The 17632-nt window shown below is 71.2% G+C and carries 13 protein-coding genes; 7 read left to right on the top strand and 6 right to left on the bottom strand.

What is annotated here, in order from left to right; translation table 11 throughout:
- Positions 1-8: 8 nt before the first annotated feature.
- The 6 genes from H8R02_RS24580 to H8R02_RS24555 are packed head-to-tail and all read right to left on the bottom strand — an operon-like array spanning position 9 to position 8460.
- On the bottom strand, positions 9-2069 hold the full coding sequence (locus H8R02_RS24580; protein ID WP_187084155.1) for a sensor domain-containing diguanylate cyclase: 2061 nt from the start codon (positions 2067-2069) through the stop codon (positions 9-11).
- 6 nt (positions 2070-2075) lie between these two features.
- Positions 2076-3866: an HD domain-containing phosphohydrolase gene (locus tag H8R02_RS24575; protein ID WP_187084154.1), complete on the bottom strand. Its 1791-nt coding sequence runs from the start codon at positions 3864-3866 to the stop codon at positions 2076-2078.
- Positions 3863-4369, bottom strand: a complete 507-nt coding sequence (locus H8R02_RS24570) for a Csu type fimbrial protein (RefSeq protein ID WP_187084153.1) — start codon at positions 4367-4369, stop codon at positions 3863-3865. Before H8R02_RS24570 ends, H8R02_RS24575 begins: the two co-directional genes overlap by 4 nt.
- The gene (locus H8R02_RS24565) at positions 4366-7146 is read right to left on the bottom strand and encodes a fimbria/pilus outer membrane usher protein (RefSeq protein ID WP_187084152.1); all 2781 of its coding nucleotides are present in this window, start codon (positions 7144-7146) and stop codon (positions 4366-4368) included. Before H8R02_RS24565 ends, H8R02_RS24570 begins: the two co-directional genes overlap by 4 nt.
- Positions 7147-7156: 10 nt before the next feature.
- Positions 7157-7927, bottom strand: a complete 771-nt coding sequence (locus H8R02_RS24560) for a fimbrial biogenesis chaperone (protein WP_187084151.1) — start codon at positions 7925-7927, stop codon at positions 7157-7159.
- Positions 7927-8460 (bottom strand): spore coat protein U domain-containing protein, encoded by a 534-nt coding sequence (locus H8R02_RS24555; RefSeq protein WP_187084150.1) that lies wholly within the window; start codon positions 8458-8460, stop codon positions 7927-7929. The genes H8R02_RS24560 and H8R02_RS24555 overlap by 1 nt, the downstream gene beginning before the upstream one ends.
- 324 nt (positions 8461-8784) lie before the next feature.
- Here H8R02_RS24555 and H8R02_RS24550 point away from each other — a divergent pair, with 324 nt between their 5' ends.
- The 7 genes from H8R02_RS24550 to H8R02_RS24520 form a co-directional block, all read left to right on the top strand.
- Positions 8785-9429, top strand: coding sequence for a response regulator (locus tag H8R02_RS24550; protein ID WP_187084149.1), 645 nt, complete (start codon positions 8785-8787; stop codon positions 9427-9429).
- A 121-nt stretch (positions 9430-9550) separates the two neighbouring features.
- Positions 9551-10666, top strand: a complete 1116-nt coding sequence (locus H8R02_RS24545) for a response regulator (RefSeq protein WP_187084148.1) — start codon at positions 9551-9553, stop codon at positions 10664-10666.
- Entirely contained in the window at positions 10663-12687 is a 2025-nt protein-coding gene (locus H8R02_RS24540; protein ID WP_187084147.1) for a PAS domain-containing hybrid sensor histidine kinase/response regulator, read from the top strand. The genes H8R02_RS24545 and H8R02_RS24540 overlap by 4 nt, the downstream gene beginning before the upstream one ends.
- Positions 12688-12778: 91 nt before the next feature.
- Positions 12779-14104 carry a PAS domain-containing protein gene (locus tag H8R02_RS24535; RefSeq protein WP_222622627.1) on the top strand — a complete coding sequence of 442 codons (1326 nt, stop codon included), beginning with the start codon at positions 12779-12781 and terminating at the stop codon, positions 14102-14104.
- The gene (locus H8R02_RS24530; RefSeq protein WP_187084146.1) at positions 14101-15375 is read left to right on the top strand and encodes a sensor histidine kinase; all 1275 of its coding nucleotides are present in this window, start codon (positions 14101-14103) and stop codon (positions 15373-15375) included. The genes H8R02_RS24535 and H8R02_RS24530 overlap by 4 nt, the downstream gene beginning before the upstream one ends.
- Before the next feature lie 3 nt (positions 15376-15378).
- A complete protein-coding gene (locus tag H8R02_RS24525; protein ID WP_187084145.1) occupies positions 15379-16887 on the top strand; it encodes a sensor histidine kinase in 1509 nt (502 codons plus the stop codon).
- Positions 16884-17632: response regulator (locus tag H8R02_RS24520; RefSeq protein WP_187084144.1), on the top strand; the 749-nt coding region annotated here is incomplete at its 3' end. The genes H8R02_RS24525 and H8R02_RS24520, both read left to right, overlap by 4 nt.

The following is a 17632-nucleotide window of genomic DNA, read 5'->3' as shown; positions in this document are numbered from 1 at the left end:
GCGGGCTTTCAGGCGGGCGCCGCCTCGGCGGCAGGTCGGATGGGTGCGGCGGCGCAGACGCGGTTGCGTCCGCCTGCCTTCGCGTCGTACAGCGCGGCATCGGCGGCCGCGACGAGCGCTTCGGCCGAGGCGGCCTGCCCCGGGAAGGCGGCGACCCCGACCGAGACGGTCACGCGTTCGGCGCCGCGTGCGCCCAGCTCGATCGCCAGGCGCGCGACCGCTTCGCGCAACTGCTCGGCGCGGCGCAGGGCAGGCTCGAGGGCGGCCTCGGGCAGCAGCACGAGGAATTCCTCGCCGCCGTAGCGGCAGACGACGTCGGAGCCCCGCGCCAGGTCCTTGAGCGCGAGCGCAACCTCGCGCAGGACCCTGTCGCCCGCCTCGTGCCCCCACGTGTCGTTGATGCGCTTGAAGTGGTCAATGTCGATCATCAGCGCGGCCAGCGGCTTGCCGCTGCGCAGCGTGCGCCGGGTTTCCTGCTCCAGCCACGACTCCATGTAGTGGCGGTTGTAGAGCCCCGTGAGCTGGTCGTGCATCGCCTGCGATTCGAGCTGGCCGCGCAGCCGGAGGTTGGCGAGGGTCAGCGCCACTTCCTGCGCGACCGCGGCGGCGAGCGCCGAAGTTTCGGCCAGCGTCGGCGAGGCCAGCGGGTCGAGCGTCTCGAGCTGCACGTGCATCAACCCGACCGGTTCGCCCTGCGCAACGAGCGGCACGCATGCGTAACGCGCGAACTCGACCTGGCCGCCGCCGAGGTGGGCGCAGCGCACGGCCGTGCCTTCATTGGCGTAGAGGTGGCCGCGCCGCAGGGCCTGGCAGTGTGCCGTGCCGAACACCGCAGTGGTCGCCGGCAGCCCCCACGAAGCGTGTTCCACATATTCGCCACCCTCGCGCAGCAGCACGGCGCCGCTCGTTGCCGGCAGCAGCATCGGGATCTCGCTGGCCAGGACGTCGAACGCGTCGCCGAGGCTGCCGCACGCCTGCAGGCCCTCGCCGAGCGCCAGCAGCCGCGTGGACGTCGTGTTGGCCTGCAGGAGCTGCTCGCGGCTGCGGCGCAGCGTGCCATGGGCGTGCACGAGCCACGCCGCGAGGCAGCTGGCCACAAGCATCGCTGCGAGGATCGCGGCCTGCTTGACCACGTCGAAGGCATCCATGGGGTCGTCCAGCGGCATGAGGTCGCAGGCCCAGTGCTCGTCACCCAGCGCGATGAAATGCGTGGTGGTGTAGATGCTGTTGAGGCGCACTTTCTCGGGCGGCATGCCGGGCATGCTGTCGAACAGCACGCGCCTGGCCCCTTGCGAAAGCGGGTCGCCCGCACCGCGCTCGACGATCCGCACGCGCACTTTCTGCAGTGCCTCCGCGCCGAGCGCGGCGGCCACGAGCGCCTCGATGCGCAGGTGCACGGCGGCGACGCCGCGCAGCTGCAGCCAGCGCCCCCGCGCATCGGCCGGAACGCCGCCGCCCTCGTACACGGCCAGCATCAGCGTGGCGCTCGCATCGCGGCCGGGCTGCGCGGCAGTCTCCGGCGTCGAAAAACGCGTCGTGCCCGCCACCGTCCCCGAACTGCGCGCCCGCTCCGCAGCGCCGCCCAGCTGGGCGACCGAGCGCCAGTCGAGCCCCAGCCTGTCTTCGCCCGCCGGCACCTGCTCGGCCAGCGTGGCGACCAGGTAGTCGCGACGCTCTCCCGGCGGATGGATCGGCGAGGCCGCGGTACGCAGTGCGAACGCGTCGTGCGCTGCGGCGGTGACGTGTTCGGCGTATTCCAGAGCCGACAGCTCCGGGTAGCGCGAACCCGCTTCGAGCGCGCCCGTGAAAGCGCGGTACTCGTCCCGCCCCGGCGCCCGGCTCGCATCGAAGAAGCCGCGCATCGCGTGCAGCAGGTCCTGGTACGCACGCAGCCGGTCTTCGACCTGCGCGACATTCATCGCCGACCTGGCCTCGAACACAGCGCGCGCCTCTTCGACCGACTCCTGCTCGAACAGCCTCGCGATGCCGAACGACAGCGCGATGCCGGCGACCAGCACCAGGGCGGGAAGCGCCGCGCGCCAGCGTGAAAGGAGGTCGGTCGCGTGCATGTGGCCTTACTGCGCGGGCAGGCGGAAGTTCCGCTCGCGGAAGATGCGCACGCAGGCATCCACGACCTGGGCGTCGAACCACTGGCCGCGCCGCGACTCGACCTCCTGCAGCGCGGCGTCGATGCCCAGCGCGGGCCGGTACGGGCGGAATGCCGCCATCGCTTCGACGACGTCGGCCACCGCAAGGATGCGCGCTTCGAGCACGATCTCGTCGCCCTTGAGCCCCGCGGGGTAGCCCGAGCCGTCCAGGCGCTCGTGGTGCTGCACGATCATCTCGGCCACGGGCCAGGGAAAGTCGATGCCGGCCATGATGTCGTAGCCCACCTGCGCGTGCGAGCGGATCAGCTCGTACTCGGCCGGCAGCAGCTTGCCCGGCCGCGAGAGGATTTCGGCCGGGACGTAGATCTTGCCGATGTCGTGCACCATCGCCCCGAGCCGCACGCCCTCCACGCGCGCCGGCGGCAGGCCCATCTCGCGCGCGATCGCCACCGCGATCTGCGCGACGCGGTGCTGGTGGCCGGCCGTGTACGGGTCGCGCTTCTCGACGGCCCGCGCCACGGTATCGATGGTCTGCACCAGGCTGTCCATGAGGCGCCTGCGCGAACGCTCCAGCTCGCGCTCGGCGTCGCGCTGCGCCGTCACGTCGCGCGCGTAGACGTTCACGTAGCCGGCGTCGGGCACGGGAGCGAAGGTCACCTGGTAGAGGCAGCCCGCGAGCGCCAACTCCTCCACACGTACCGCGCCCGCCGCGAGCGCCTCCTGCGCCATCGCGTGGCACCCTGCCGGCGCGGGCGCGCCCACTTCGCAGCCGCACGCGCGCAGGAACGCCTGGGCCGCCGGGTTGGCGTACAGCACCGTCCCCGCGGCCGCCACGCGCATGACGGCGCCGGGGTCCTCTTCGGGTAGCCGGGCGAGCACGCGCACGCGCTCGTCCAGCGCCGCCTGCTGCTCGCGTGCGCGCAGGTTCGCGATGCCATAGCCGACCTGTTCGGCCAGCTCCGCCAGCAGCCGCAGCTCCGGCTCGTCGAAGGCCGGCCCCTCGCCCAGGACGACCAGCACCCCGGGCGCCGGCTCGCGGCCGTCCGCGCCCAGCGGCAGGACGGCGACCGCTTCACCCGCATTCGAGCGGCACACCTGCACGGCGGCGCCGGCGACGGCGCCCTGCATGGCGTTGCGCAGCGCCGCCTCGCCGGAGCGCGCCAGTCCGCGCCCCGCGGCCGCGCGCAGGCCGCCGCCGGCGGGGCCGCAGTCCACGAACGCCAGCGGGTAGCCGCCCGTCTCGTGGATGGCGCGCACGACCTGCAGCAGCAGCTCGCCCTCGCTGCGCTCGCGCACCAGGCAAGCGTTGCAGGCACTGAGCGTGCGCAACGCGCGGTCCGTTCGCGCAAGCGCCAGCTCGCGCTCCCTGCGGCGCGAGATGTCGCGCACGAAGCCGACGGCGCACCACCTCCCATCGATCTGCAGCCGTGCGAGTGCCAGCTCGATCGGGAACTCGGAGCCGTCGCGACGCTTCGCGGAAAGCTCGAGCGCGCCGTCGAACGCGGCGCCTTCGCCGTGCGCCCGGAAAGCCTCGTGCGCCGCGCGGAAGGCAGCCTCGTGCCGCGGCGGCGCGAGCATCGCGTGCAGGTCCTTGCCGACGATCTCCGCGGCGGGGTAGCCGAAGATGCGCTCGGCAGCGGGATTCCACGACTCCACGCGGCCCTCCTCGCCCATGAGCACGATGGCCTCCGGCGACGCCTCGATCATCATGCGCAACGCCTGCTCGCGCTCGCCGGGCCGTGAAGCGGTTCGCATCATGGGTTGTAGGTGAGTGTCATCGTCATCGAGCCGGTGAACGACCCCACGCGTACGGTGCCCTGCCCGGCCGGGATGCGGCCGTAGATGGCATGGGCCTGGCTGCTGGAGCCGGTCGGGATCGAACCGGTCAGCGCGGTGCCCGTCGAGCCGTCCCCCCACACCGTGGAGTAGGAGGGATCGACATACAGGTTGAACGACATCGCCGGCCCGCCCGCGGCGTTGTCCAGGTAGCGCGGGACGATGGTGCCGCCCGTGGACGGGCCCAGCGCGATCGAATAGCTGCCGCCCGTCGTGATCCCGGTACAGGTGACCTGCACGGTGGCATTGCTCGTGGCTGCCGCGGACACCACCTTGCCTGGCAGCGTCAGCGGCTGGTAGGCGCCGAACGCGAGGCCGGTGGAGCTCACGCTGCAAGCGCCGGCGAACGCGCTGCCGGCCATCGACAGGGCGGCTGCGAGCGCGGCCGTCCGCAACGCGGGGACCCACACCATCACGTTCTTCATTTCGCACTCCCGCATGTCACGGGCCCGATCCGCCCGGGCAGGCCGTCCTCCATCGCGGGGACGTCCAGTTCCAGCTCGCAGCCGCCGCCGGGCCAGCGCACCTGCACCCACTGCTTGTGCGCGGCCAGCCCGGTCAGCCACACCTCGCCGCGGCGCCCTGCGATGAACGGCTCGCCGCCCTCGCCAAGCCGCACTTGCGTGCCCACCGGCACGGGTTCGCCGCCGGGCTGCTCGAACACGGCGAGCGCCTGGCGCGAGTGGCGCAGGGCGAAGCGCACGACGCGTCCGCTGCGCGCATGAGGCGTGACGTCCTGCGCAAGGTCCTGCGATTCGACGTCCATCGGCACCGCATCGACATCGAGTTCGATCGCGTTCTTCTGCCACGGCAGCAGGCCGGGGATGAACGCGCGGCCGTTCGCGTCGGTGGTGGCGACCACCTGGTGGCTGCGCAGCACCGGCACGCCCTGCATGCCGTTGGTCTCGACGATGGCGAAGCTGCCCTGCCCGACGGGGCGCGACGCGAAGGGGATGCCCCCGAGCATGCCGATGGAGCCGCGAGCGCCTGCACGCATGGCAAGGCCCGTGGAAGCGGTCGCGGCGAGGTCCGCCGCAAACTCCGCATGCTCAGCGTTGTACTGCAAGCCCGCCCTCGCCCGCTGCGCCGCCTGGGTGGAGCCTTCCACCCGCCAGCCGAGGCCGGTGCCGGACGGCGCGTTGTGCACGGCTCCCGCATTCGCAACCAGGCGCCCGTCGGCGCCGCGGTCGACGCGGGTCGACGCATACGTTCCGTCGTCCAGCGGGATCGTGATGTTGACGCCGACGCTCCAGCCATGCGCGCTGCCGATGCGCCGGGTGGCACTGAGCCCCAGCGTCGCGCTGTGCGGAAGTGCCATTCCGAAGGACGCGCCCACGACCGTCGCGGTCTCGCCGTCCCACCGCGTCTGCCTTGCCAGGCTGACGCCGCCACTGAAGCCGCCGCCCAGTGCGCCGCCGGCGCTGGCGAACCATTGGCTGCGCGTGCGTCGCGCCGGCAGCGCCCCCGTGGTCTCGCCGAACGGGTCGAAGCCGCGGCTGGCCGACTGGTGCTGCACCGACCAGCCACCCGTCGGCGTCTGCCGCTCGATGCCGGCTTGCAGCAGTGCGCCGCGCTCGGCGTTGCCATGCATCTTGCTGTCCGAGACGGCAACCGCCACGCGCCCCACGGCCCAGTCGCCCAGCACGGCGGCCACCTCGCCGCCGGCCGCGCGCCGGTCGCGCTGCAGCTCGGCCCGCACTTCGCCGGTGAAGCCGGCGACAAGGCCCGCGCGCAGCGTCCCGGCGACGAAGGCGTCGCCATAGCGGTCGTTGCGGCCGTAGCCCGTGCGCAGCAGGCCCGCTTCGAACGAGTAGTCCGTCAGGCCCGGCGCCAGCAGGCGCGGCGACGCGTAGTAGCTCTGTCGCAGCATGGTCTCGCGGCCCAGCATGTCGCGCACCACCAGGTTCACTTCGCCCGCACCCGAGACGACGGGCACCTGCGTGATGTCGAACGGGCCGGGCGCCACCTGCTGGCTGATCGTGCGTGCGTTGTTCACCAGCACGTCCACGGTGGACGGCAGCGCGGCCTGCCCCGACAGCGCCGGCAGCGGCATCGTCACGAACCCGGGCCGCATGCCGAAGTCGCGGCCCCAGCGAACGCCCGCGTAGCGCACGGGCCGGCTCCACGCACCGCCGGTGCCAACCGTGTCGCCCACCACGAGGGTTTCCATGCGCTCGGGCATGTCGAGGCGCCAGTAGGTGTCCAGCCGCGACAGCGAGCGCTGGGCGCCGTCGTGCACGAGCAGTGCCGATGTCGCGAAGGTGCCGAGGCTGCCGAAGACAGCGGCCTCCACCTGCGCGCCGGCGGACGTGCCGCTGCCGCGGCCCGCGCGCGCCACCGAGACGTCGTAGTTGAGGAGCACGCCGGGGTCGGGCGGCTGCAGGGCCGGCGCCTCGGTCGGTTGCGGCCCTACTTTCGAGCCCACGAATGCGGTGGCCGGTGCATTGACCTCCAGGCGCATGGTGGAGCGATCGATGCGGTAGGTGAGCCCCGCCACGGCGTCGAGCATGTAGGCCGGCGTGCCGTCGCTGAGGGTCGCGGGCTGGCCCACGGCCGCGAGCCGCGCGTCGGTCCATGCCGCGGCGGCCAGCAGCACTTTCGCATCGGGGAGTTGTTCGGCGCGCACGATCTCCGCCTGGCGCTGGCCATTCACGGCCAGGTCCACCAGCAGCAGTTCGCGCGCAGCGGGTGCGGCTGGCGCGGCCAGTGGGGGCGCGCCCATGATCGATGCCGGTGCCGGTGCCGGCGGCAATGCCGGTGGCGGCGCCGCCGGCAGTGCTGCTGCCACGATCACCTCGCGAGCGGGTTCACGCTCGTCCGGCAGCAACCTGAGCAGCCACGCGTCGCCGTCGCGCCGCAGGTACGGCGCGACGGACCGCAGCATGACCAGTTCGACGCGCGTTTCATCCGGCTCGCTGCGCAGCCCCACCGAGGCAACCGGGCCGCTGCCGTCTTCCTGCAGGTGTTGCGGCAGCGGCTGCGACGGGCGCGCACCGCGCCAGGTCAACGAGAGCTTGCGCACACCGCCGGCCGAGCCGGTCCATGCCAGTTCGGGCTCGACACCGGCGACGCCGGGAATACGCACCCGCACCGCGTTACCGCCGTCGCGCATTTCCACCACCTGGATGGCCGGCGCGGCCGCATGCGCAGGCAGGCCGGCGACGGCGAGGGTTGCGGCGGTGAAGGCTGCGACGCGGTTCATGGCCGCTGCCTCAGAAGGTAGCGGGTTCCGCCCGCAGCACCTCGCCGCGGGTGGTCTGCGCCTGCACGCCGCGGATGGCGCCGCCGCTCGATGGCGGCAGCTGGAAACGGAATTCGCGCTGCGCACCGGCCAGGATCGCGGGCGCATCCTGCTTCAGGGGCAGGTCTTCCTGCCAGCCTTCGCCGGTCACGCGCACGGCGTGAAGCCGGACGCGGCGATTGCCCGCATTGAGCAGCCGCACGCACGCCAGCGCATACGCGTCCGCGGCGGGCCCGCTCGCGACGCGCGCGCCTTGCGGCCCCAGCGTGGGGCACTGCGCCCACTGCAGCGCCTGCAGCGGCGGCCCCTGCGGCGGCACCAGCACGGGAAGGTCGTAGCGCATGCGGATGTGCAGCCCGGCCTGCGGGCTGCCCGAGGCGTCCGCGGGGACCTGTGCTACATCCTCCAGCACGAGCCGGTACGCCTTCTCCACGCCCGCGGGCTGCGGGTTGCGAAGGGCGAGCCGGAACACCTGGCGCTGGCCGGGGTGCAGCTGGGTGATGGCGGGGGACACGAGGACATCGTCGGCCGGCTGCGTCACGGCGCCGCCCTCGCTGTCCTGGGTCCAGCGCAGCACCTGCGCCTGCAACTGCATCGGCGCGGCGGCCCGCTCGCTCATCGCGAGGCTGACCGCCACCACCTTCTGCTTGGCGGCGAACTGCACCACCACGGGCTGGATCAGCACCTGCCCCTGCGCCGTGGCGGCGAATGCGAGCAGCAGGCCTGCGGCGCGCCGCATCATCAGTCGGGCGTGAAGCCGACGGTGATCGTGACCGTGTCGCTGTACGCGCCGATCGGCTTGCCGTTCTTGTCGGCGGCGGCCACCTGGCCCGTGACCGACAGCGATTTGACCGTGCCGTCCGCGGCGAAACCGGTGTAGGCCGCCAACGTGTCGTGCGCGATGGAGGTGCCCGCGTCGGTGGCGCCCTCGTAGAGCGTGTAGGTGATCGTGTCGCTGCCGCTGCCGCCGCGCATCTTGAACGCCGTGCCGCCGCCATTGGCCGAAGCGAACTTCAGCGTGGGCGCGCCGGTGCCGTTGGTGCAGGTCGTGTCGAACGTGGCCGTGGCGTTGTTCTTCGCGGTGGACAGGCCGCCGCTGGCCAGGTTGAGCATGGCCAGGTCGCCGAACGCCATGGCGGTGGTGTTACCCACCACGCACTGGCTCGCGATGTTCGCCGTCACGGCGAAGGTCGCGTCGTCGTTGGCCGCCAGCACCGAGCCGGCTGCCGCAAGTGCCACGACCAGCGCGGCAAGTTTGGATGTCTTCGCTCTCATTTCAATTTCCTTTCATGGGTTTTGCCGTGTTCGCTCTGGTTTCTTCATCCGGCAAGTCAAGTAGAGCCGCGAGCTGCGGAATCGATGTTGAGACGGCTCAAGGTCGCGGTGCTGCGCATGTCGGGCCACGAATTCGCCACATCGCATGCCGCAGGGCGTGTTTCCCAATGAAAACCCGGAATTTCCCGAGCCGGCCTGGGCCGGCGCTGCCGCGAGATTCAGCAAAAGACCCGCCGGATCGGACGAAGCTTGCGCTCGATCATCTGCGCGGCAAATCCGCCGTGCTTCAATCCCGCACGCTGCATCGCAGCCAGAGAGATAGACATGCCGATCCGGATCCTCGTCGCCGACGACCACGCCATCTTTCGCGAGGGCGTGCAGCGCATCATCGGCCGCGCTCCCGGCCTGGAAATCGTGGGCGAAGCGTGCGACGGCGTGCAGGCGGTCGAACTTGCGCGCCGCCTGGACTTCGACCTGCTGGTGACCGACCTGTCGATGCCGGGCAAGGGCGGCATGGAGGTGATCAAGGCCGTGCGCGCGGACAAGCCGCAGGCCAAGGTGCTCGTCCTGAGCATGCACGCCGAGACCGAGTACGCCGTGCGCGCGATCAAGGCCGGCGCCAGTGGTTACCTCACCAAGGAAAGCGCGGGCGACCAGCTGGTGCAGGCGATCCACAAGGTCATGGCGGGCGGCGCCAGCATCAGCAGCGAAGTCGCCGAGCAGCTTGCCTTGAGCGCGATGGGCGGGGAGCAGTTTCCGCACGAATCCCTGACCGAGCGCGAGTGGCAGATCTTCACGCTCCTCGTGGCCGGCTGGTCGGTCAACGAAGCGGGCCGCGAGCTGCACCTGTCGCCCAAGACAGTGAGCTCGCACAAGTCGAACGTGATGCAGAAAGTCGGCGTCTCCACGCAGACCGACCTCGTGCGGTACGCGCTGAAGCACGGGCTGGCCGAACCGCTGGACGTGTGATGCACCCGGAAAATCCCGAGCGCGGATCGGCCGGCGCCGGTGTCCGGCAGCGGCATGCGCCCATGCCGCTTTCGGCCGATTCCGATGGCGCCCGCGCAAGCCGCCTTCGATACTTCCCGCCATGAAAGCCCGCGTCCTGGTCGTCGAAGACGAAGCGGTCATCGCGGCCGACCTGGAGAACGCACTGGCGAAGCTCGGCTACGGCGTCTGCGCCAGCGTCATCGAGGGCGACGAAGCGGTCGATGCGGCGCGCACCCACCGGCCCGACCTGGTGCTGATGGACATCCGACTGCGCGGCGCGACCGACGGCGTGGGCGCGGCCGCGCGCGTGCGCGCCGAGCTGCAGATCCCGGTGCTGTTCCTCAGCTCGCACAGCGACCCCGCGACCGTGGAGCGCGCCAAGGCCGCCCAGTCCTACGGTTACCTCCTCAAGCCATTCAACCCGCGCGAGCTGGGCACCGCCATCGAGGTGGCGCTGGCGCGCCACGCCACCGATCGCGAGCTGGAACTGGCCAACCGCAGGGTGCTCGAACTCAACCTCTGCCTCGAGCGGCGCGTGCGCGAACGCACGGAGGAGCTCGCGCGCTACGCGGCCGATGCCAACGGCGCGCGCGAGCAGGAGCGGGCCCGCGTGGCGCGCGACCTGCACGACGCGCTGGCGCAGCCGCTCGCCGCGCTGAAGCTCGACGTGCTGCTGCTGCGCGACGAGCTTGCACCGCCGCCGCACGCGCTCTCGGCGCGCTTCGACTCGCTGCTGTCGCGCATCGACGGCAGCATCGACGAGACACGCCGGATCGCCTGCGCGCTGCGCCCCGCCGTGCTCGACGAGCTGGGCCTGGCCGCCGGGCTGCGCTGGCTCGTGCAGGACTTCACGCGCCGCTGCCAGATCCCCTGCACGCTCGTCGCTCCGCGCGAGATCGACCTTGGCGAACCGCAGGCCAGCACCGTGTTCCGCATCGTGCAGGAGTCGCTCGCGAACGTGCAACGGCATTCGCGGGCGGGCCATGCGCACGTCCATGCGGTGGCCGCCGGCGGCGAGCTGGCGATCACCGTCAACGACGATGGGTGCGGGTTCGACCCCGGCGCGCCACGCCGCCGCGAGTCGCTCGGCCTGGTCGGCTTGCGCGAGCGCGCGGCGCTCCTGCGCGCCGACCTCGAGATCGCCAGCCGCCCCGGCACCGGCACGTCGGTGCGCCTGCACATCCCAGCCAACCCCAACCTCCACGCGCAACCATGAACATGTCACAGACCAACAACGAGGCCGCGGAGAACCCCTGCGGCTGCCCCCTGGCAGTGGGTGCGGCGGCTGCGCAATGCGGCCCGACGCAAGCACTGGAATTCGCCCAGCGCGTGATCGACAACGCCCCGCCCATGCTGTGGGTGGATGGCGAAAGCTGCGCCATCCGTTACGCCAACCGGGCGGCCTGCTCGTTTTTGGGCCGCCCGCGGGACGAGCTGCTGCGGATGACCATGGACGACATCGATGGCGCATGCTCGTCGCAGCTGCACGCCGAACTGCAGGCGCGGCTGCTCGAGGAAGGCAATGCGGCCTGCTTCGAGAGCCGCATCGGCACCGGTGCGGCGCGGCCGGTCGACGTGGAGTTCACGGTCTTCCTCACGCGCCAGGGCGGCCGGCGCGTGTTCGTCGTCAACCTGCGCGACATGACAGCGCAGCACACCGCGGAAGCCGAACGCGACCGCCGGGGCGCCGCGCTCGAAGCACTGATCAACAGCGCGTCCGACCTCGTCTTCTTCAAGGACCGCAAGGGCCGTGTCGTGCTGTGCAACCCGGCCTTCGCGGCGACGTTCGGACGCACCGCGCAGGCGATGGTGGGCCTCGTGGCTGCGGACTTTCATGCGCCCGAGGTGGCACTCGTCGTGGACGAACGCGACCGACGATGCCTCGACACCGGTGCGCCGCAGGAGTCGCAGCTGTGGGTCCGCAAGGCCGATGGCACCGAGGTTCTGCTGCACACCGTCGTCACGCCGGTCGCCGTGAAGGACGGCGGCACCATCGGCATCGTGGGGATCGCGCGCGACGTCACGCGCCAGACGAAGGAGAAGGAGCGTGCGCTGCGCGAAGCGCAGGAAACCGTCGACGCGAAGTCGCAGTTCATGGCGAACATGAGCCACGAGATCCGCACGCCGCTCAACGCGGTGATCGGCCTGGCGCACCTGCTGCAGCGGACACCGCTGGACGCCGGCCAGTCGGACTTCGTCGGCAAGATCCAGGCGGCGGGGCGGCACCTGCTGGGCGTGGTGAACGACATCCTCGACTTCTCGCGGGCGGAGGCGGGCATGATGCCGATCGACCCCCAGCCGTTCCGGCTGCGGGACCTGCTCGGCGAAGTGCGCGCGATGACCGCCCCGGCCGCCGAGTCGAAAGGGCTGCGATTCGTGGTCGACGTCGCCGCGGACGTGCCGGCCGCGATGACGGGCGATGTGCAGCGCCTGCGGCAGGCGCTTCTGAACCTCGTGGGCAACGCGCTGAAATTCACGCACCACGGCCAGGTACTGGTGCGCGTGAGCCTGCGCGAACAAGCCGGCACCGGCTACCTGGTTCTTTTCGAGGTGATCGACACCGGCATCGGCATCCGCCCCGAACACATGGACGGGCTGTTCACGAGCTTCTCGCAGGCGGACGGCACCACCACCCGCGCTTATGGCGGCGCGGGCCTGGGCCTGGCCATCACGCGCAAGCTCGCGCAGGCAATGCATGGCGACGCCGGAGCATCCAGCGTGCACGGCAAGGGCAGCACGTTCTGGTTCACCGCGCGCCTGGGCCCGGCCCGGGAGATTCCCACTTCCGGCGCGGCCGCTCAAGCCGCCCCTGCGGTGCGCCAGGCCACGCGCGTGCTGGTGGTGGACGACAACGAGATCAACCGGCTCATCGCAGCCGAGATCCTGGCCGACGCGGGCATGTCCGTGGACACCGCCACGCATGGTGGACAGGCCCTCGACATGATCGCGCAGGACCCCTACGACCTCGTCCTCATGGACGTGCAGATGCCCGTGATGGACGGCATCGAAACGACCCGGCGCATCCGCTCGGCCCCCGGCGCACGGCACTTGCCCGTCGTGGCCATGACCGCCAACGTGCTGGAGGAGGAACGACGCGAGTGCACCGAGGCCGGCATGGACGGCTTCGTGGGCAAGCCTTTCGAGCCGCACGAATTGGTGCGGGTTGCGCGCGAAGCGCTGGAGACCGCGCGCACCCGGCGGCAGCGGGAGGAAGCGCTGCCGTCGCTCGATGCGTAGGGGCGTGCGCATGCGTTGAGCCTTGTCAAGTGCGGATTCGCCGCGCATCCCTATCCTTCGTTCCCCCGATGTGGGACGCCCTGGAGTTGCCTTGTCGAATGTTCCCTCCCCAGCCACGCCGCAAGCGCAGCATGGCAACTACACCGAGCAGCCTGCGCTGCTGCACAACATCCTGGAGTCCTCCACCGAGTATTCGATGGTGGCGACCGACCTGGACGGCAACATCCTCTTGTGGAACGCGGGCGCCCAGCGGCTGTACGGGTACGCCCCGGAAGACGTCGTGGCGCGCGCGCACTGCGACATGCTCCACGAGCCGCAGGATATTGCCGCAGGCTACCCGGCCCAGATGCGCCGGGAGGCGCTCGCGGCCGGCAAGTGGGAAGGCACCGTGGCGCGTGTGCGCCGCAACGGTGAGCACTTCACGGCGCGCGTGGTCCTCACGCCCCGCCGCGACGCGGCCGGGCGGCCCGAGGGCTTCCTGCTCATCTCCAAGGACATCTCCGACGAGATCCGCCTGACCGAGGAGCTGAAGTCCACGCAGTTCTACGCGCGCAGCCTGATCGAGGCCTCGCTCGACCCGCTGGTGACCATCAGCCCCGAGGGCAAGATCACCGACGTGAACGAGGGTTCGATCAACGTCACGGGCGTGCTGCGAGAGGACCTGATCGGCACCGACTTCTCCGACTACTTCACCGAGCCCGACAAGGCGCGCGAGGGCTACCAGCAGGTGTTCTCCAAGGGCTCGGTCACGGACTACCCGCTGACCATCCGGCACAAGGACGGACGCCTGACCGACGTGCTCTACAACGCGTCGGTGTACAAGGACGCCAAGGGGCGCGTGCTCGGCGTGTTCGCCGCCGCGCGCGACGTCACCGCGCAGAAGCAGGCGTCGCAGTACGCGCGCAGCCTGATCGAGGCGTCGCTCGACCCGCTGGTGACGATCAGCGCCGAAGGCAAGATCACCGACGTGAACGCCGCGTCCGCGGACATCACGGGCGTGCCGCGCGGCAAGCTGATCGGCACCGACTTCTCCGATTACTTCACCGAACCCGAGCAGGCTCGCGAAGGCTACAAGCAGGTGTTCGAGAACGGTTCGGTCTCGGACTACCCGCTGACCATCCGCCACCGCGACGGCAAGCTCACCGACGTGCTCTACAACGCGTCGGTCTACAAGGACACGCGCGGCAACGTGCTGGGCGTGTTCGCCGCAGCCCGCGACGTGACGGCGCAGCGGCTCGCCGAGGCCGAGGTCGCCGAGCAGCGCACCAAGGAGCTGGAGCGCCTGGCCGAACTGGAGCGCTTCCAGCGCCTCACCGTCGGCCGCGAGCTGAAGATGATCGAGCTGAAGAAGGAGATCGGCGACCTGAAGAAGGAGCTGGGCACGGCACGAACGGCCCGCGACGGGGCGGGCGCGTGAACGGTGTGCACGGCGGCACGCCGGACTTCGCGCCGGCCGACTACGTGCGCGCCGTGCTCAACATCCTGGAGGACGCCGACTCGGAGCGCGAGCGGCTGCGCCAGACCCAGCGCGCGGTCGTCAACATCCTGGAAGACGCCGCCGGCGAGCGCGCGCGCCTGGAGGTCACGCAGAAAGCCGTCCTCAACATCCTGGACGACGCGTCGGAGGAAAAGCGGCGCCTGCAGGAGGTGCAAAGCGCCGTGCTGAACATCCTGGACGACCTGGCCGGCGAGATGCAGGAGCGTGGGCGGCTCGAAAAGCGCTTCCGCGGCCTGCTGGAGACGGCGCCCGACGCGATCGTGATCGCGGACGCGCGCGGCCGCATGGTGCTGGTCAACGCACAGGCCGAAAAGATGTTCGGCCATGAACGCGAGGCCTTGCTCGGCGAGTCGATCAACCAGCTGCTCCCCCAGCTCGTCGCCGCCGAGCGCGGCATGGCCGGGACCTACCCGGCGATGGGCACGAGCCTGCAGGTTCAGGGCCGCCGCCGCGACGGCGGCGAGTTCCCGGCCGACGTGCTGCTCAGCCCCATGGAGGCCGAGGAGGGGCTGCTCGTTTCGGCCGCCGTGCGCGACATCACCCGCGCCAAGGAGATCGAGCAGCAGATGCGCAGCTCGCTGCGCGAGAAGGAGGCGCTGCTGCAGGAGATCCACCACCGCGTCAAGAACAACCTGCAGATCATCGCCAGCATGCTGTCGCTGCAGTCCGGCTACATCCGCGACGAGGTGCTGCTGGAGCACTTCCAGGAAAGCCAGGGCCGCATCCGCTCCATGGCGCTGATCCACGAGAAGCTGTACCAGTCCGAGACGCTCGCGAGGATCGACCTGACCGACTACATCCGCGGCCTCGGCGACATCCTCATGCGCACCTACACCGGCAACCCGCACGTGGCGCTCGAGCTGGACCTCGAACAGGTCTCGGTCAGCATCGACACCGCCGTGCCGGTGGGCCTGCAGCTCAACGAGCTGGTGACGAACGCCCTGAAGTACGCGTTCCCGCAGGGGCGCAGCGGCACGCTGCGCGTCGCGCTGCGCTGCGAGTCGCCGGGCGCGTACCTGCTGCGCGTGCAGGACGACGGCGTCGGCTTTGCACCGGGCTTCGACTTCGGCACCGTCGCCACGCTCGGGCTGCGGCTGGTGCGGATGTTCGCGCGGCAGCTGCGCGCGGCGGTGGACGTGCAGTCCCGCCCGGGCCTGACCTATTTCGAGATGCGCTTCAAGGAGGAGTGAACCATGGACATGCGCAGGCAGAAGGTGCTCGTCGTCGAGGACGAGCTGGTGGTGGCCGAGGACCTGAAGGACCGGCTGGAACGAATGGGCTTCGAGGTCGTGGGCAGCACCGACGACGCGCAGGAAGCGATCGCGCTTGCCAGCTCGGCGCGGCCGGACGTGGTGCTGATGGACATCATGCTGCACGGTCACGCCGACGGCATCGAGGCCGCCGAAGCGATCGCGGACCGGTGCGGCATCCCGGTGATCTTCCTCACCGCGCACTCGGACTCGGCCACGCTCGCCCGGGCGACGCAGGCCGGCCCGGCGGGCTACGTCGTCAAGCCCTTCCAGGACGACCAGGTGCGCGCGGCCATCGTCACGGCCGGCGCGCGCGTACGCCTGCAGCGGCGCTCGCAGCTGGCCGCGTCGTGGCTCGGGGCGGCAATGGGTTGCCTCGGCGACGCGCTGGTCGCCACCGACGGCGCGGGCGCCATCGTCCTCATGAACCAGGCGGCGCAGGCGCTCACGGGCTGGACGCAGCAGGAGGCGGTGGGCCGCCCGTGTTCGGAGGTGATCCGGCTCGCGCGCAATGGCGGCGGCGAGCCGGTGGAAGACCCTGCCACGCGTGCCCTGCGAAGCGGCAGCGCGACGCGCGTCGGCGACGACACCGAGCTGGTGCGCAGGAACGGCGAGCGCATCCTTGTTGACGAAAGCGCGTCGTGCGTGGTCGACGAAGACGGCGCCGTCACGGCCGCCGTCGTCGTGCTGGTGGATGCGAGCCGACGCGGCCAGGCGCTCGCACGCGCGCGCGCCCTGGAGACGCAGGTTGCCTGCCTGTCGCAGCAGGCCGAACGCGAAATCGACGAGCGCCTGCGGCTGGAGGTCGTTGCCGGTGCCGTGAGCCACGACCTGCGCGCGCCACTGAGTGCCATCAACGGCTTCTCGGAGGCCTTGTCGCAACGCTACGGCACGGCACTCGACGCCGCCGGCAGGCACTTCCTGCAACGGCTGCGCCAGAACGCGGAGCAGATGACGGACATGATGGAGGAGTACCTCACCCTCCTGCGCGAGGCGCGCGAACGCCCGCTGGCGGACGCGCCGGTGGACATGCGCGCGCTGGCGGCGGGTGTGCTCGAAGCCGCCCGGGCCACACTTCCCGGCGGGAGCATCCGCGTCGGGGCGCTGCCGGCCGTGCGCGGCGACGAAGCGCTCTTGCGGCGGCTGCTTGCCACGTTGGTGCGCAATGCGTCGAATCTCGCCTGCGAAGCCGACCGCCCCGCGGTCGAGCTGGGCGCGACCACCGCGGACCCGCTGCACACCTTCTACGTGCGCGACAACGGCAGGGGCTTCGACGTGACGCGGCGGCTGTTCGACCCCTTCCAGCGCGGCTACGGCGGCGACCAGCCGCCCGCCGCCGGCCTGGAGCTGGCGATCGCGCGGCGCATCGTGCTGCAGCATGGCGGCACCTTGTGGGCGGAAAGCGAGCCGGGCCGGGGAGCCACCTTCTTTTTCACGCTGCCGGCGGCATGAGCATGGCGGCTTGCGTGCTGGTCGTCGAAGACATCGCGCCGGTCGCCGCCGACCTGGAGGCACGGCTCATCGCCCTCGGCTACCGCGTCACGGGCATCGCGGCCGACGCCACCGAGGCGCTCGCCGAGGTCCGCAGCTGCCGCCCCGACCTGGTGATCTCCGACATCGCCATGCACGGCGACATGGACGGCATCGCGCTTGCGCGCGTGCTGCGCGACGAGCATGCGCTGCCCGTGATCATCGTGAGCGCGTACTCGGACGAGGCGACGCTCGCGCGCGCGAAGGACGCTTCCCCCTATGGGTACATGCTCAAGCCCTTCGACGCCCAGGAGCTGCGCGTCAACATCGAGATCGCGCTGCAGCGGCACCGCATGGACCGCGAGCTGGCGCAGGCGCGTGCCGAAGTGGCCCGCCTCAATGCGCAGCTGGAGTCGCGTGTCGCCCAGCGCACCGCCGACCTGGACGAGGCGCTGGCGGGGCTCGAAGCCGTGGCGCAGGCGATGGCGCACCACCTGCGCAGCCCGCTGCGCGCCATCGAAGGGTATGCGGCCGGGCTTGGCGCGGCCCGCGGCGAGTGCCCACGCGCACCCCAGTGCTCCGCCTCCATCATGCGCGAGGCGCACCGCATGAGACATCCGGTGTCAACCCTCTTCAATGTTTTGGATCATGGCCGAGGTGTGCAAGGCCGGGTTGTAGGTGGAGCCATCGGTCCAGATTCTCCAGATGACGCGGCTCCAGGCGCGAG

This window comes from Ramlibacter albus (assembly GCF_014297445.1).
Taxonomy (GTDB): Bacteria; Pseudomonadota; Gammaproteobacteria; order Burkholderiales; family Burkholderiaceae_C; genus Ramlibacter; species Ramlibacter albus.
This window is presented reverse-complemented; position numbering and strand designations above follow the sequence as displayed.

Bases quoted from the DNA above. Each gene is read 5' to 3' on its own strand.
- H8R02_RS24545 (WP_187084148.1), top strand. From the start codon at position 9,551: ATGAAAGCCCGCGTCCTGGTCGTCGAAGACGAAGCGGTCATCGCGGCC.
- H8R02_RS24580 (WP_187084155.1), bottom strand. From the start codon at position 2,069: ATGCACGCGACCGACCTCCTTTCACGCTGGCGCGCGGCGCTTCCCGCC.
- H8R02_RS24565 (WP_187084152.1), bottom strand. From the start codon at position 7,146: ATGAACCGCGTCGCAGCCTTCACCGCCGCAACCCTCGCCGTCGCCGGC.
- H8R02_RS24540 (WP_187084147.1), top strand. From the start codon at position 10,663: ATGAACATGTCACAGACCAACAACGAGGCCGCGGAGAACCCCTGCGGC.
- H8R02_RS24555 (WP_187084150.1), bottom strand. From the start codon at position 8,460: ATGAGAGCGAAGACATCCAAACTTGCCGCGCTGGTCGTGGCACTTGCG.
- H8R02_RS24560 (WP_187084151.1), bottom strand. From the start codon at position 7,927: ATGATGCGGCGCGCCGCAGGCCTGCTGCTCGCATTCGCCGCCACGGCG.
- H8R02_RS24570 (WP_187084153.1), bottom strand. From the start codon at position 4,369: ATGAAGAACGTGATGGTGTGGGTCCCCGCGTTGCGGACGGCCGCGCTC.
- H8R02_RS24575 (WP_187084154.1), bottom strand. From the start codon at position 3,866: ATGATGCGAACCGCTTCACGGCCCGGCGAGCGCGAGCAGGCGTTGCGC.
- H8R02_RS24525 (WP_187084145.1), top strand. From the start codon at position 15,379: ATGGACATGCGCAGGCAGAAGGTGCTCGTCGTCGAGGACGAGCTGGTG.
- H8R02_RS24550 (WP_187084149.1), top strand. From the start codon at position 8,785: ATGCCGATCCGGATCCTCGTCGCCGACGACCACGCCATCTTTCGCGAG.